Below are 14975 nucleotides of genomic sequence, written 5' to 3'. Positions count from 1 at the left end.
TGGGGGAGTGGTGCGGATCATCGGGTGCGCCCTCCATTGGCGTTGCCGCGTTTGGCGGATGTCGGAGAAGTCGGTCGAGATGGTTGGGTGGCACGCTCGGTGGTGCTGTCATCGGCCTCGACGGCCAGCGGGGCAGGCGGGATGCCGTCGTCGGTCAGGAGGTCTTCCGACGTCGCGTCAGCACGGGGCCTGGCGGATGCGACTTCGGCGGGCGGCGCCGAGCCGTAGTCGTTGTCGACGCGATAGCTCGTGACCTGGAAACCGAGCGGATTCTCGATCCGGTTCCGGTCGTCCATGCGCAGATGCGGCTTGTAGACGAACGCGATCGTCGCGATCTTGCTGTCGAGCGGGTAGGTGGCGCCGCTCGTCTTGTCGTATACCGTGCGCTGGAAGCGGACCGTCGCACCCTTGGGCGTCCGTCCGGGGTCGCCGACGAGGACGATGCTGAGAATCCGTACACGGATCGCACTCGTCTTGCCATATTGCCGATACGGACTCGCCTCGTTGCTGGTCGCGTGCAGAGCCATGTAAGGCTGCGCGACCTCGGGCGATGCCATGGTGAGGACCGTCGGCCAATCCCGCAGGTTCGTCAGCGCGAGATCGTACGACTCGCGCGCGAGGACGAAATGCGCGACGTTGCTGCGATTGACCGCTTCACTTGCGGTGATCTTCCGGTCGACCAGGTCGTCGGTCAGGCGCGCGAGCGTACTGGTGCCCGAAAAAGGATCGGACACGACGAGGAACGGTACGGTCTCCTTCAACGGCAGGACGGCGATGTAACCGCCGGCAAGCACGAGCGCGACGCACAGCGCGGCCATGGCGACGGTCCAGGCGCGTCGTTCGCTGCGTCGCGCGACGTCGGCGAGCGTAATCTCGTAGTTCACGCCCGCGGTGACGGCCTGGGCTATCTTTTCAGTGTTGCGCTTCTTCAGCATCGACGTGCGCTCACGGTGCGCCGGCCGCGGCATCCGCCGCACCCGCCTCGACGAGAAGCGAAGGTCCCTCGATGCGCACGACGATGCCCTGCGCCGCATAGATGGCGGTGAGTTGCGCGGCGGCATCGCGTAGTTCGGTGGTCCGCACCTTCGCGGCCGGGCGCGTCAGCGAGAAATCGGACCGCAGGCGGTAGTCGAGCTTCATGCCGGTATCGCTCGTCCAGCGCGTCACGAGCGCCTTGAGCGTGCCGTCCATCGGCGCGACGTAGTACGTGTAAGGTGCTTCCAGAGGCATCTCGACGACCTTGTCGTCGAAGCGATTCACGGGACGCCAGCGTCCGCCGAAGTCCTTCGGGCCGGGCACGCCGCAGCCGGCAAGGGTGGCAATGAGCAGCAGGACCAGGAGCGGGTGCGGGAAGTTCTTCACGTCGGACTCGATAAGCAGTGTTGAGGGTTTGCAGGCGCGCACGAGCGCGTTGCCGATGGAGACGGCTCGCGGGCAGAGGTAGCGAGTGTTCGCGCCGGTCGGCGCGGGACACGGCGACGGTCAGGCGGTGGCGCTGGAGAGGCGGCTCCGGGCGCAACTTGCCGGCGGTCTCGACCGGAAAGATCGATGGGCTTGCTTTGAAGAGCCGACAGCGCGGGGGACGGACACCGCGAGAGGGGCGAGAGATTGCTGCTTCATCGTTACTACATCCTGTAGTTGGGCGACGGCGCCTGGTCGGGCACGCGTCCTCCGGTTCGATCGTCATCGGCTCATCTGGCCGCGACGTGGCACGTATCGGGTGTCGAATCTTATGATCCTGGCACCCGAGAAGTGCGCGGGGCGGGACGATAAACGACTTGCGTAGCTTTGGCTAGTGGTTTCTTTGTTCTCCCTGTCAGACGCGGCGGTAGGCGGTCGTCACTTGTCGCACTGGCGTTCTATGTCACGTCGCGGTGTCGTTCGAATCGCATTGATCGCACGAAAGCATTGTGTTTTGCGTCCGACCCGGCTGAGGGGCTTCTCGCGCGGCGTGGAAGCGGCCGTCGATGCCGCTAAGACCTTAGCTGCGTGGTTCGTATGATCCTGAACGCGGGCAGCCTGATGCAGAGGATGCGGCTGATGATTCGGTAGGTGGGAAGCGGGAGTAGACAGCGGGCGCACCCTTGTTGGGCCGGGGGCGAGCCCTTGCGGCATCGACAAGGCGGGGAGCCGGGAGTAGAACGTGGCCTTTTACCAAGGAGCCCGCATGGCCCTCGAAACCTCCCCGTCCGACGCCGAATTGACCGCCCTCGCGAAAGATGTGGCCGCGGCGGCGCAGGAAAGGCGCGTCATGGTCGCGACGGCCGAGTCGTGCACCGGCGGATGGATCGCGAAGACGCTGACGGACCTTCCCGGCAGTTCGGCCTGGTTCGAGGCGGGCGTGGTCACCTATAGCTATAGCGCGAAGGAGTCCCTGCTCGGGGTCAATCCGCGCACGCTGGAGCGCACGGGTGCCGTCAGCGAAGAGACGGTCCTGGAGATGGTGTCGGGCGCGCTGGCGCGCTATGGCGCAGGCGTGGCGGTGGCTGTCACGGGGATCGCCGGGCCGTCGGGCGGTACCGCGGACAAGCCCGTTGGCACCGTCTGGATCGGCTGGAAACGGCGCGGGGGCTATGCCCACGCGAAGCTGTTCCATTTCGACGGGGATCGCGAGGCGGTCCGGCGGCAGACGGTGGCGGCCGCGCTTGCTGGAATGACCGCCGAACTGCAGGGCTGAACCCGGCCGCCTGTGGCAAACTTGCCGGTCGCGGATCGCAGTCCCTGAGATCACGCTGCGGCAAGATACCTACCTACACACGAGATCGGAAACCACGATGGACGACAATAAGCGCAAGGCGCTGGCGAGTGCCCTCGGCCAGATCGAAAAGCAGTTCGGCAAGGGTGCCGTCATGCGTCTTGGCGACCGGGTCGACGACCAGATCGACACCGTGTCGACCGGTTCGCTCGGCCTCGACATCGCCCTGGGCATCGGCGGGCTGCCGCGTGGCCGCATCGTCGAGATCTACGGCCCCGAATCCTCGGGCAAGACGACCCTCACGCTCCAGGCCATCGCGTCGTGCCAGCGCAACGGCGGCACGGCGGCGTTCGTCGACGCCGAGCACGCGCTGGATCCCACCTACGCCGAGAAGCTTGGCGTGAACGTGGCCGATCTCCTGGTCAGCCAGCCGGATACCGGTGAGCAGGCCCTCGAAATCGCCGACATGCTGGTGCGCTCCGGCGCGGTGGACATGGTGGTGGTCGACTCGGTGGCGGCGCTGACGCCGAAGGCCGAAATCGAAGGCGAGATGGGCGATTCGCACGTGGGTCTGCACGCCCGCCTGATGAGCCAGGCGCTGCGCAAGCTCACCGCCAACATCAAGAAGTCCAACTGCCTGGTCATCTTCATCAACCAGATCCGCATGAAGATCGGCGTGATGTTCGGCAGCCCGGAAACCACCACGGGTGGTAACGCGCTGAAGTTCTACGCCTCGGTGCGCCTCGACATCCGCCGCATCGGCGCGGTGAAGAAGGGCGAGGAGGTCATCGGCTCCGAGACCCGCGTGAAGGTCGTGAAGAACAAGGTGGCGCCGCCGTTCCGCCAGACCGAGTTCGAGATCCTCTACGGCGAAGGCACGTCGCGCGAAGGCGAGATCATCGAGCTGGGCGTCCGCGAGAACCTGATCGACAAGTCCGGCGCCTGGTACAGCTACAAGGGCGACCGCATTGGCCAGGGCAAGGAAAACGTCCGCCAGTTCCTGCGCGACAACCCGGCCATCGCCAACGAGGTGGATGCCGAACTCCGCGCCCGCCTGCTCGTGAAGCCGGGTACCAAGTCCGAAGCCTCGACCGAGGCCGACGAGCTTGAGGAAGTCTGATAAGGGCAGGGGGAAGGGCGACGGCAAGGCCGATCGCCCGACCCGCACGGCCTACGACAAGGCGCTGGGGCTCCTGGCGCGACGCGAACACTCCCGCCGCGAACTCAAGCAGAAGCTCGAGCGCGGCGGTTTCGCGCGTGAAGAAACGACGGCCGCCGTCGAGCGCCTGGGCGACCAGGGCTATCAGGACGACAGCCGCTTCGCCGAAGCGCTCGTCCGCAGCCGGGTGGGGCAGGGCTATGGGCCGGCCCGCATTCGCGCGGAGCTGCGCAGCCAGGGTATCGGTGACGCCGCGGTCCGCGAACTGATCGAATCGGCCGACGTCGACTGGCACGATCTGGCGGCCAATCAGCTGCGCCGACGGTATGGCGGCCCCTCCGCCGACCCCGCTGAGCGGGCTCGACGGGCTCAATTCCTCTTGCGTCGCGGCTTCGCCGCCGCCACAGTACGTGTTCTTACCCACGCCGATGCGGAAGACGCCGACGACGACTGAAGGCAGCGAGCCTTGATTCTGGACGGAGCGTCTTGCGCGACCTCGCAGCTCCCAAGCCACGATCGCTCATGAAAACCGCCGAAATCCGTTCGACCTTCCTCGACTTCTTCCGTTCCAAGGACCACACCATCGTGCCTTCGGCATCGCTGGTGCCGTCGAACGACCCCACGCTGCTGTTCACCAATTCGGGCATGGTGCCCTTCAAGAACGTCTTCCTCGGCAGCGAGAAGCCGGGTTACGTGCGCGCGGCCGACGTCCAGCGCTGCCTGCGTGCCGGCGGCAAGCACAACGACCTCGACGCCGTCGGCTATACGGCGCGGCATCACACGTTCTTCGAGATGCTCGGTAACTGGTCGTTCGGCGACTACTTCAAGCGCGACGCCATCCGCTATGCCTGGGAACTGCTCACGGCCGTCTACAAGCTGCCGGCCGAGCGCCTGTGGGTCACCGTCTATCACACCGATGACGAGGCCTACGACATCTGGCACAAGGAAGTCGGCGTGCCGGCCGAGCGCATCGTGCGCATCGGCGACAACAAGGGTGCGCCGTTCGCCTCCGACAACTTCTGGCAGATGGCCGACACCGGTCCCTGCGGCCCGTGCACGGAGATCTTCTACGATCACGGCGCCGATGTCGCCGGCGGTCCCCCGGGCTCGCCCGACGAGGATGGCGATCGCTACATCGAGATCTGGAACCTCGTCTTCATGCAGTTCGATCGCGCGCCGGACGGCACGCTGACGCCGCTGCCCGCGCCGTGCGTCGACACCGGCATGGGCCTGGAGCGTCTGGCGGCCGTGCTGCAGCACGTGCATTCGAACTACGAAATCGACCTGTTCGCCCACCTGATCCGTGAAGCGGGCCGGCTGACGAACACGGCCGATCTCTCGAACAAGTCGCTGCGCGTCATCGCCGATCACATCCGCGCCTGCTCGTTCCTCATCGTCGACGGTGTGCTGCCTTCGAACGAGGGGCGCGGCTACGTGCTCCGTCGCATCATCCGTCGCGCGCTGCGCCACGGATGGATGCTGGGCGTGCGCGGCGATTTCTTCTGGAAGATGGTCGCGCCGCTGGTGGAGGAGATGGGCGAGGCCTATCCCGAGATCGCGGCAAAGCGCGCCTTCGTGGAGCAGGCGCTGAAGACCGAGGAAGACCGTTTCGGCGAGACGCTCGAGCACGGCATGCGCCTGTTCGACGACATCGCGGCGAAGTCGGGCCAGATCATCCCCGGTGCGGACGCGTTCCGCCTGTACGACACCTACGGTTTCCCGGTCGACCTCACCGCCGACATCGCGCGCGAGCGCGACATGAGAGTCGACATGGAAGGCTTCGAGCGCGCCATGGGCGAGCAGCGCGCCCGCGCGCGCGCGGCCAGCAACTTCGGCACCAAGGCCCAGCTGCCGGCCGAGGTCGCCAGCGCCGTGGCGCCGACGATCTTCACGGGCTACGACGACCTCGATCTCGCCGACGCGAAGGTCGTCGCCATCGTCCGCGACGGCAAGGCGGTCGAGTCCCTTTCCGAGGGCGAGGACGCCTTCGTGCTGCTCGACCGCACGCCGTTCTACGCCGAGTCCGGTGGCCAGGTCGGCGATACCGGCATGCTCAGCAATCCGTCCGGTGCGTTCGCCGTCTCGGACACGCAGAAGGTCGGCGGCGCGTTCTTCGCCCACTTCGGCTCGTGGCAGGGCTCCGCGCCGCTCCTGCGCGGCGCCGTCGTGGCCGCGTCGGTGGATGCGGCCCAGCGCAAGGCCACGGTCCTGAACCACTCCGCGACCCACCTGCTGCACGCCGCCCTGCGCACGGTGCTTGGCGACCACGTCGCCCAGAAGGGCTCGCTGGTGGCGCCGGAGCGCCTGCGCTTCGATTTTTCGCATTTCAAGCCGCTCACGCCGGAAGAACTGGCGCAGATCGAGCGCATGGTGAACGATCAGATCCGTCATAACGACGACGCCGAAGTCCATCACATGGGCTACGACGAGGCGATCGATTTCGGCGCGATCGCGCTGTTCGGCGAGAAGTACGGCTCCGAAGTGCGCGTGCTGAAGATGGGTGGGTTCTCCACCGAGCTGTGCGGCGGCACGCACGTGTCGCGCACCGGCGATATCGGCCTGTTCAAGATCGTGTCGGAGTCCGGCGTGGCCGCGGGCGTTCGCCGCATCGAGGCCGTCACCGGCGCCGGCGCGATCGCTCGCGTGGCCGACGAGGAGCGCATCCTCGCCGAAGTCTCCGGCCTTCTGGCAGCGCAGGGTGACGATGTCGTCGAGAAGCTGCGACAGCTGTTCGACAAGCAGAAGAAACTCGAACGCGAGATCGAATCCTACAAATCCAGGGCCGCCAGCTCGGCCTCGGCGGACCTCGCGGCGTCGGCCGTGGACGTGAACGGCATCAAGGTCGTCGCCGCGCGTCTCGAAGGCCTCGACGCCAAGTCGCTGCGCGACAGCATGGATGTCCTCAAGCAGCAGCTCGGCGACAGCGCGATCGTGCTCGCCGGCGCGTTGGACGGCCGGGTGTCGCTCGTGGCGGGCGTCGGCGGCTCGGCACTGGGACGGGTCAAGGCCGGCGATCTGGTGGCCGAGGTCGCCTCGCGGATCGAAGGCAAGGGCGGCGGTCGTCCGGACATGGCGCAGGGCGGCGGCGTCGACAGTCCCGCGTTGCCGGGCATCCTCGCGGGCATTCCCGCCTGGGTGGAGGCGCGCCTGCGCTGAACGGCAGATGGCCGGGGTGTGCGCCGGATTGCCGTAAAGGCGCTCCGGTGCACGCATTAGCGGCCATGTGCGTTGCGTCCCCCGCTTTGGCTCGGCTAGTATGATCCGAATGTCGAAATGCATCCGTCGACATCGATCCATCGGATCGCGATGGCAGGACAGCTGGTCAGCGACACACACAACTAGAGCCGGGGAAGGCAGTTCGGCCTTCGATGGTCGAAACGTCGATCCATTGACGGCAAGCACTCGGGGTGAGGTTGTCGTTGGTGGGGAAGCCAATACCTGATTTTATGGAGTATCAATCATGCTGATTCTGACCCGCCGGGTCGGTGAAACCCTGATGATCGGCGACGAGGTGACCGTTACCGTTCTGGGTGTCAAGGGTAACCAGGTGCGCATCGGCATCAATGCGCCGAAGGACGTCGCTGTGCATCGCGAGGAAATCTACCAGCGCATCAAGAACGAGGGCGATACCGGCCACTCCGGGGACGAGAAGTAAAGACTTGTCGGGCCGTGCAAGGCCAAGTATCCTTGCTGGCTCGTTAAGGTGCCTACCTCGACGAACGATCCGGAGAGTTGCCCGAGAGGCCGAAGGGGCTCCCCTGCTAAGGGAGTATAGGGTCAAAAGCCTTATCGAGGGTTCGAATCCCTCACTCTCCGCCAGTTTGCAAAAAGCCCTGTTTATCAGGGCTTTTTTGTGTCCGGAGCGCGGGCGCGGTCAGCCGGCCGGGCTGTCGGCCTTGAGCGCCGGGAACGACGTGATGCGCAGCTTGGCACCCGCGTATGGCACGAGTCGAAGCGTCGTGACGGGGTCGCCCTCGGCGATCACTTTCGCCGGCACCGGGTCGGCTGCGCCTTCTTCCGCCTTCCACGCCACGAGTCGCCCGCGCACGTTGAGCGTCATCGCCGGGGTCGCACCAGCGAAGGGGCGTTCGCCGATCGGATGGCGCTCCATCGTCGCTCCGGGCAGCACCCCGTAGTTCCACGACGACGTCGGATACACCTGCCAGTCGTTGGTCAGGCCGCGCTTGCGCCACTTCACCCATGCTTCGCCGATCGGCAACGAGAACACCAGCGGGCCACGGCTGAAGCTCACGGATTCGTTGAATCCCGTCTCGGCCACGACCTCGGCGGGGAGCGATAGCTGGATCGTGTCGCCCGCTTTCCACTGGCGGTCCACCGTGACGAAGCCATCGACCGGTGCCGTCTTCACGGCTTCGCCGTTGATCCGCACGGATGGCGAGCGGCACCACGCCGGTATGCGCAGGCGAACCGGAAACGCCACCGGCGATGCGGGGCGCAGCGTCATGGCGATGTCGTCGCGGAAGGGATAGTCGGTGTCTTCGTCGATGTCGACCGGAACGCCGCGCACCGTGGTGCTGACGCGACAGGGTGCATACAGCGCCGCCGCGAGGCCGCCGTCGGCGCTGGCCATCCATAAGCTCGCTGTCAGCTTGGGCCAACCCTGGTGGAAATTCGCCGTGCAGCAACCGAAATGCGGATCGAGGCCGAACAGGTTCGCTTCCGGCCCGTTCGTCGTCCACGGACGTTTGTGCAGGCTGCACTCCACTTGGTTCGGCTGCTGGTCGTACTGGTGTGCCCACATGTCGTCGGTGAACGCGCCCGGCAACGCGTTGTAGGCGATGCGCTCGATGCGATCGCCCAGCGTGGCGTCGCCCGTGATCGCGAGCGCGACTTCGAGCGAATACATGGCCTCCACGACGGCACACAGTTCCACACCCTGCGACGGGCTGCGCCCGGCGAGATGCTCGTCGGCCGAGAACATGCCGTTGGCGAGCCCGTGGTACCGGTCGAGTTGCGCGAGCTGGTGGCGTACGGCGGATCGGTCGTCCGCGTTGCGCGATATCAGCGACCACACGGCCGAGGCCTTGAGCGCCTGCGCGACGTTGACGCCGTGCACCTGAAGCCCGTCGTCTTCCATGAAAGCGTTCTTGCCGCCCTTCGCCTCGACCACGCTCGCGTCGGTCTTCTCGCGGAAGGGGAAGTCCGCGAACATGGCCTGCCAGTCGTAGCCTTGCCTTTTCAGCAGCGCCGCCAGCTCCAGAAGCTTCGGATCCTGGGTGCGCGAGTGCAGCCAGACGATCACGGCTACCTCGTCCTGCCAGCGCATGCGGCCCCAGTCGCGCAACGGGCGGTCGGGCAGGGCGCTCAGCTGGTAGTGGAAGTAGCGCGTCATGAACGGCACCACGCGCGCGTCGCCGGTCAGCTCTTGGTACTGCGCGAGCACCTTGAGCATGACCATGCGCGGCCACCAGTCGTCGTTGCTCTTCGGGCCGAACATGCCGTTCGGCCAGGGGTTCTCGAGCGTCCAGTCGATGAACCGCTGCGCCTTCGCCTTCAGCGTCGGCGAGTCGAGCTGCCAGGCGAGCGGCAACAGGCCGTCGAGAAAATACGGACCGCGCTCCCACGCCTCGCCGTCGCCACCAAGCCAGCCACTGCGAGGGCCAAGGTCCGGCCATGTCTCATCGACGCGGCCGCCAAGTCCGGCCGCCTGGATGTCCAGTTGCCGGCGCAGCCATCCGGACGGCCGAATCGATCCGGCGGAAAGCAGCTGGAATGGTTGCGGTGCGAGAGGTGGCCGCGGGAATGTCGCCGCGGCGGGAGGTTTCGATGGTGCGACGGTTTCCGCTGTCGCCAACCATGGCGTCAGTGCGCCGATGACGGATGCGCGGAGAAATCCGCGCCGGCCTGAAAGGTGGGACTCGCGCATTCGGGAAGATCCTCTCGCTGTCGACCGGAATCGTAATGTATGACATTTTCGCGAGAGGGGTGTCGCGTCATGGCGCATGGCGACGAAGGCGAACGATCACCACGCGATACCGACGCCTTCCGAGCTGCCGTGCGCGGTGCGGGCGTCGAGTTCGGCGTTCCGTTTTTTCTCCGCGTCGAGGATCGCGCGTCCGCGCGCCCGTAGCGTCGCGTCGAGTCGCGCGCAGGTCGTGTCCGATGCCTGCTCGCGCATCAGTGAGGTGAGCGCGTCGCCGGTGTCGCGGCTGAACTGCGCGTGTTCGTTCTCGTGTTTCTTCAGCGCGTCGAGCATGCGGTTCCACTTCGCGACAATCGTCGCGTCGACACCGAGGGGTGGTTTCCACGAGGGAAGGGTGATGTCGATCGTGACGAGCACGCCCGGCTTCACCAGGACGCAGATGCCGCCTGCCAGGCGGACGTCGTAGCTCCAGGACACGCCTGCGTCCGTCCTTGCCCAGTACCTTCCATCCGGCTTCGTCGGACCTTTCCGGTTCATCTCCCTCACGAGGTCTTCTTCCCGCGACCCGGTGATCTCGTAGTAGGCGATGTGTTCCCGAACGACGGGTTCCGGAACGACGACGGGCGGTACGGCGAAGAGCATGGCTTCGGTCCGTGAGGGCGATGCCGTGGACGAGCAAGGCGTGTGCCAGCACGGCGACCGCGTCGCGGCGCGCCACGGGCGTCGTGTGTCGCGTCCGCGGACGACCGGCGGTGTCCGCGATGGGCCCAGGCCGAAGCGGGGCCGATCACAGCACGGCAAAGAAAAAGGCCCTGAAAGCTCGCGCGGACGCGGTTTTCAGGGCCTTTAAACTTCGAATATTGGTCGGGGAGACAGGATTCGAACCTGCGACTTCTACGTCCCGAACGTAGCGCTCTACCAGGCTGAGCTACACCCCGACGGGAGCCGCGTATATTAGCCATGGCCCGGTCCCTTGGCAACAGGTCGTCGCATCTTTTTTACACGCGGGCGTCCGGGGCGTCCCTGGCCATCTGCTAATCTATGCGGCTGCCGCATGGCGGCGCCCGTACAGCCTGTCCGAAGAGGAATTGCATGGCACTCACCCCGGCCCGCACCATGCCCGGTGTCCTCGAGCTCCTTCCGCTCGACCAGATCGCCTTCCAGCGCATGCTGGACACGATTCGCCGCAACTACGAGCGATTCGGCTTCCTGCCGATCGAGACGCCGGTGATCGAGCATAGCGATGTGCTGCTGACCAAGACGGGCGGGGAGACCGAGCGCCAGGTGTACTTCGTCCAGTCGACCGGCGCGCTGGGCGCGGCGGCCGAAAAGGGTGGCGTGCCGGAGCTGGCGTTGCGCTTCGACCTCACGGTGCCGCTGGCGCGCTACGTCGCCGAGCACGAGCACGATCTGAGCTTCCCGTTCCGTCGCTACCAGATGCAGCGCGTCTACCGCGGCGAGCGTGCCCAGCGCGGCCGCTTCCGCGAGTTCTACCAGTGCGACATCGACGTCATCGGCAAGGATTCCCTCTCGGTGCGCTACGACGCCGAGATCCCGGCGGTGATCTACAGCGTGTTCAAGGAACTGAACATCGGCGCGTTCACGATCCAGCTCAACAACCGCAAGCTGATGCGCGGTTACTTCGAGAACCTGGGCGTCGCCGATCCGGACCAGCAGATGCTCGTGCTGCGCGAGGTGGACAAGCTCGACAAGCGCGGCGCCGATTACGTGCGCGAGACGCTCACCGGCGACGCGTTTGGCCTGTCGGCCGAGGTCGCCGCGAAGATCCTCGCGTTCGTGCAGGTGCGTTCGACCTCGGTCGACGACGCGTTCGCGAAGCTCGACGCGCTCGGCAGCGGTTCCGAGACGTTCGAACAGGGCAGGGCGGAACTGAAGGAAGTGCTCGGCCTGATCCGCGACTTCGGCGTGCCGGAGACGCATTTCGCGCTGAATCTGTCGATCGCGCGCGGCCTCGATTACTACACGGGCACGGTCTACGAGACCACGCTCAACGACCACCCGGGCATCGGCTCGATCTGTTCCGGCGGTCGCTACGAGAACCTCGCCGGCCAGTACACCAAGTCGCACCTGCCGGGCGTCGGCATTTCCATCGGCCTCACGCGCCTCTACTGGCAGCTGCGCGACGCCGGTCTCGTCTCGACGGCGCGCAGCACGGTCGACGTGCTCGTGACGCAGATGGACGCGGCGCAGATGCCGGTCTACCTCGCCGTGGCTTCGGAGCTCCGCAGCGCGGGCATCGCCACCGAAGTGGTGCTCGAGGGCGGCAAGCTCGGCAAGCAGTTCAAGTACGCCGATCGGGCCGGCATCCGCTTCGTCGTCGTCCTCGGCGAGGACGAAATCGCCAAGGGCGTCGTCACGGTGAAGGACCTGCGCCGCGAGGACCAGTTCGAGGTGCCGCGCGCGGATCTCGTCAAGACACTCCGCGTCGAACTCGCCCAGGCCGAAATCGGCCGTTGATCCTCCACTTTTTCGCACGGCGCCAACCATGACCAGCAGCATCCTCCTCGACGGCCGCAGCCTCACGCGCGCGCAGGTCGCCGCCATCGCGCGCCAGGGCGCCACGATCCGCCTCGACGAGGCGCAACTGGTGAAGGTGAAGCGCGCCGCGGATTTCCTGGCCGAGAAGGTGGGTGGCGGCGAGCCGATCTACGGCGTCACGACGGGGTTCGGCAGCAATGCCGACAAGCTGCTGGGCGCGCACCGCGTGCGCGACGAACTGCCCGGCGGCAACCCCGAGCCGCGCTCGGGCACGCTGCTGGAAGAACTGCAGCACAACCTCATCATCACGCACGCGGTCTGCGTCGGTAAGCCGTTCTCCGTGGACGTCGTGCGCGCGATGCTGGCCATCCGCGTGAACACCCTCATGCGCGGTCATTCCGGCATCCGGGTCGAAACGCTGCGCGCGCTGGCCGAGCTGCTCAACCGCAACGTCATTCCCGTGATTCCGGAGAAGGGTTCCGTCGGGGCCAGCGGCGATCTCGCGCCGCTGTCGCACCTGGCGATCGTGCTGCTCGGCGGTGGCGAGGCGTTCTACGAAGGGCGGCGCATGCCGGGCGCGGAGGCGCTGGCCGCCGCCGGTCTCGAACCCGTGCGCCTGTCGTTCAAGGAGGGCCTCGCGCTCAACAACGGCACCACGCAGATGCTCGCGACGGGCGTGCTCGCGCTCGACACCATGGACATGCTGATCCGCACGGCGGACCTCGCCGCCGCGATGACGCTGGACGCGTTCGCGGGCCGCACCGGCGCCTACGCCGAAGAAGTCCACGCGCTGCGCCCGCATCCGGGCCAGGTCGCGGCGGCGCGCAACATCCGCGATCTGCTGGAAGGCTCGACGCTGGCGGATATCGCGTATCACCTCGTGCCGCGGTTCCGTCCGTGGCTGTCGGACTCCTGGGCCGATCCGGCCGACCAGGCCCATCGCTTCGACATCGGCTGGGACTGGGTTCCGGCCACGCAGCGTCACGGCAAGGAAGCCTTCTATTCGCGCTTCCTGCCCTTCAAGGGCGGCAAGAAGCACCAGCCGCAGGATGCGTACTGCCTGCGCTGCGCCCCGCAGGTGCATGGCGCCGTGCGCGACGCCTGGGAGCAGGCCTGCCGCGTGTTCGACGTCGAACTCAACGCCGTGACCGACAACCCGCTCGTCTTCCCGGACGCCGAGAACGCCGAGGTCATCGAGGATCAGGTCATCTCCGCCGGCCACTTCCACGGCATGCCGCTCGCGCTCGCGATGAGCTACGTGAAGGCGTCCATTCCGGTGCTCGCCTCGATTTCCGAGCGCCGCACGGCGAAGCTCGTCGATCCCGCGAACAACGACGGCCTGCCGGCATTCCTCATCGGCAACGAGGACGCCACGGATTCCGGATTCATGATCGTCCAGTACACCGCCGCGGCGCTGGTCAACGACCTCGCGACGCGCGCGCATCCGGCGTCGGTGTATTCCGTGCCGACGAGCGCCAACGCTGAGGACCATGTGTCGATGGGCGCCAACGAAGCCCGCCACGTGCTGGAGATGACCGAAGACCTCGGCCACGTCCTGGCCATGGAGCTCTACACCGCCGCCCAGGCGCTGGAATACCGCCAGGACATGCTCAACGCCGCTCGCACCCTTGCGCATCGCGGCGACTGGCAGGCCCTGGCATCGAAGATCTCGGGTGCGCCTCGCTCGGATTCGCCGCACTACGCCCGGTTCGAGGCGGAAGTGCGGGCGCTGATGGACGCCCTGGCGTCGGCGGACGACTTCCACGGCGGCGTGGCCGTGCGCGCCGCGCTGAAGACGCTGCGCGACCACGTCGCGTTCATGCAGCGGGATCGCGCGATGGACGGCGACGTGCGCGTGGTTTGCGAGCTGGTGGCGTCGGGGCGGCTCGTCGCCTGACGCCGCCCCCGGGCACGATGCGCTTCGCGGCGGCTTCGATCGCCGGCGACCAGTCGTCGAGCGATGCCGCGCGCACCCCGGCGAGGAACTGATACAGCTGGGCGTCGTTGACCAGACCCAGCTTCGCCATGGCCGAACGCTTCTGCCGGCTGATCGTCTTGAAGCTGCGGCCCATCATCTCGGCGATGGCGGCCTGCCCATGGCCTTGCGCATAGGCGCGGAGGACCTCGATCTCGCGCGGTGACAGCCGCGTGGCGAGCTCGTCGTGCCCGGAGGCGCAGTCGGCTTCGTGAAAGAGTCGGCGTATCGCGGGGCTGAGATAGGAGCGGCCGACTTCCGCGGCATGCACGGCCACCGGGATGTCCCGGAGGTTGGTGCGTTTGTCGAAGATCGCGGCGACGCCCATGTCCAGCAGGCTGCGCAGGATGGCCGGATTGGACAGCATCGTGAGCACGACGATGCCGGCGTCCGGGCGGACCGTGCGGATGCGGCGGATCATCGGCATGCCGTCGGGCTGCGAGCCTTCGGGCATCGAGTAGTCGGTGACGACGACGTCGCAGGGGTTGTCGCGGAGGGTCTCGAACAAGGTGTCCGTGTCGTGGGCGCGTGCCACGACGTCGTAGCGGTGGGCCCGGAGGATGGTCTCGACCCCTGCGACGACGACGGGGTGGTCGTCGGCAATGATCACGGAACTCGACATGGCGGGCTCATGGCATGGAAATGCCCGCCATGGTGGCGATCGCTGAATCCGAAATATATGGAAGAAAAGCGCAATTTCGCGTCGGCGGTTGCCACGGCCCCGTTGCAGAGTTACGATGCGTTATCGTATTAACGCGTTAGT

At 66.7% G+C, this 14975-nt stretch carries 12 protein-coding genes and 2 tRNA genes; 8 read left to right on the top strand and 6 right to left on the bottom strand.

The annotated features are described in order from the left end of the window. Nucleotides 1–17: 17 nt before the first annotated feature. Both BMW54_RS08260 and BMW54_RS08255 read right to left on the bottom strand, forming a co-directional pair. On the bottom strand, nucleotides 18–935 hold the full coding sequence (locus BMW54_RS08260; RefSeq protein WP_090055822.1) for a VirB8 family type IV secretion system protein: 918 nt from the start codon (nucleotides 933–935) through the stop codon (nucleotides 18–20). Between the two features lie 10 nt (nucleotides 936–945). Next, nucleotides 946–1362 (bottom strand): hypothetical protein, encoded by a 417-nt coding sequence (locus BMW54_RS08255; RefSeq protein WP_254779159.1) that lies wholly within the window; start codon nucleotides 1360–1362, stop codon nucleotides 946–948. Between the two features lie 805 nt (nucleotides 1363–2167). Between BMW54_RS08255 and BMW54_RS08250 the strand changes: the two genes are divergently transcribed. From BMW54_RS08250 to BMW54_RS08225, 6 genes are all read left to right on the top strand, one after another. Beyond that, a complete protein-coding gene (locus BMW54_RS08250) occupies nucleotides 2168–2677 on the top strand; it encodes a CinA family protein (protein ID WP_090054531.1) in 510 nt (169 codons plus the stop codon). A 97-nt stretch (nucleotides 2678–2774) separates the two neighbouring features. Further along, nucleotides 2775–3815, top strand: a complete 1041-nt coding sequence (gene recA / locus BMW54_RS08245) for a recombinase RecA (protein ID WP_090054529.1) — start codon at nucleotides 2775–2777, stop codon at nucleotides 3813–3815. Further along, nucleotides 3802–4308 (top strand): regulatory protein RecX, encoded by a 507-nt coding sequence (locus tag BMW54_RS08240; protein WP_090054527.1) that lies wholly within the window; start codon nucleotides 3802–3804, stop codon nucleotides 4306–4308. Before recA ends, BMW54_RS08240 begins: the two co-directional genes overlap by 14 nt. 68 nt (nucleotides 4309–4376) lie before the next feature. Continuing rightward, nucleotides 4377–7010 (top strand): alanine--tRNA ligase, encoded by a 2634-nt coding sequence (gene alaS, locus BMW54_RS08235; protein WP_090054526.1) that lies wholly within the window; start codon nucleotides 4377–4379, stop codon nucleotides 7008–7010. A 304-nt stretch (nucleotides 7011–7314) separates the two neighbouring features. Continuing rightward, a complete protein-coding gene (gene csrA / locus BMW54_RS08230) occupies nucleotides 7315–7509 on the top strand; it encodes a carbon storage regulator CsrA (protein ID WP_090054525.1) in 195 nt (64 codons plus the stop codon). A 71-nt stretch (nucleotides 7510–7580) separates the two neighbouring features. Further along, nucleotides 7581–7673 (top strand) — tRNA-Ser (locus BMW54_RS08225). Nucleotides 7674–7728: 55 nt separating this feature from the next. On the opposite strand, the gene BMW54_RS08220 is transcribed toward BMW54_RS08225, so the two are convergent. The 3 genes from BMW54_RS08220 to BMW54_RS08210 all read right to left on the bottom strand — a co-directional run bounded on the left by BMW54_RS08220 (nucleotide 7729) and on the right by BMW54_RS08210 (nucleotide 10676). Continuing rightward, nucleotides 7729–9741 carry a beta-L-arabinofuranosidase domain-containing protein gene (locus BMW54_RS08220; RefSeq protein ID WP_090054523.1) on the bottom strand — a complete coding sequence of 671 codons (2013 nt, stop codon included), beginning with the start codon at nucleotides 9739–9741 and terminating at the stop codon, nucleotides 7729–7731. Between the two features lie 96 nt (nucleotides 9742–9837). After that, nucleotides 9838–10380 (bottom strand): DUF922 domain-containing protein, encoded by a 543-nt coding sequence (locus BMW54_RS08215; RefSeq protein ID WP_090054522.1) that lies wholly within the window; start codon nucleotides 10378–10380, stop codon nucleotides 9838–9840. Nucleotides 10381–10599: 219 nt separating this feature from the next. Next, nucleotides 10600–10676, bottom strand: a tRNA-Pro gene (locus BMW54_RS08210). A 154-nt stretch (nucleotides 10677–10830) separates the two neighbouring features. Between BMW54_RS08210 and hisS the strand changes: the two genes are divergently transcribed. Together hisS and BMW54_RS08200 are read left to right on the top strand one after the other, a co-directional pair. Continuing rightward, nucleotides 10831–12216, top strand: coding sequence for a histidine--tRNA ligase (gene hisS, locus BMW54_RS08205; RefSeq protein WP_090054519.1), 1386 nt, complete (start codon nucleotides 10831–10833; stop codon nucleotides 12214–12216). Nucleotides 12217–12244: 28 nt separating this feature from the next. Further along, nucleotides 12245–14134, top strand: coding sequence for an HAL/PAL/TAL family ammonia-lyase (locus tag BMW54_RS08200; RefSeq protein WP_090054517.1), 1890 nt, complete (start codon nucleotides 12245–12247; stop codon nucleotides 14132–14134). On the opposite strand, the gene BMW54_RS08195 is transcribed toward BMW54_RS08200, so the two are convergent. Then, the gene (locus BMW54_RS08195; protein ID WP_090054515.1) at nucleotides 14055–14834 is read right to left on the bottom strand and encodes a response regulator; all 780 of its coding nucleotides are present in this window, start codon (nucleotides 14832–14834) and stop codon (nucleotides 14055–14057) included. The genes BMW54_RS08200 and BMW54_RS08195 overlap by 80 nt on opposite strands. Nucleotides 14835–14975: the final 141 nt, after the last annotated feature.

It is taken from the genome of Luteibacter sp. 329MFSha (assembly GCF_900111665.1).
Taxonomy (GTDB): domain Bacteria; phylum Pseudomonadota; class Gammaproteobacteria; order Xanthomonadales; family Rhodanobacteraceae; genus Luteibacter.
The sequence above is the reverse complement of the archived record's forward strand: the minus strand, read 5'-3'. Positions and strand labels throughout refer to the sequence as shown.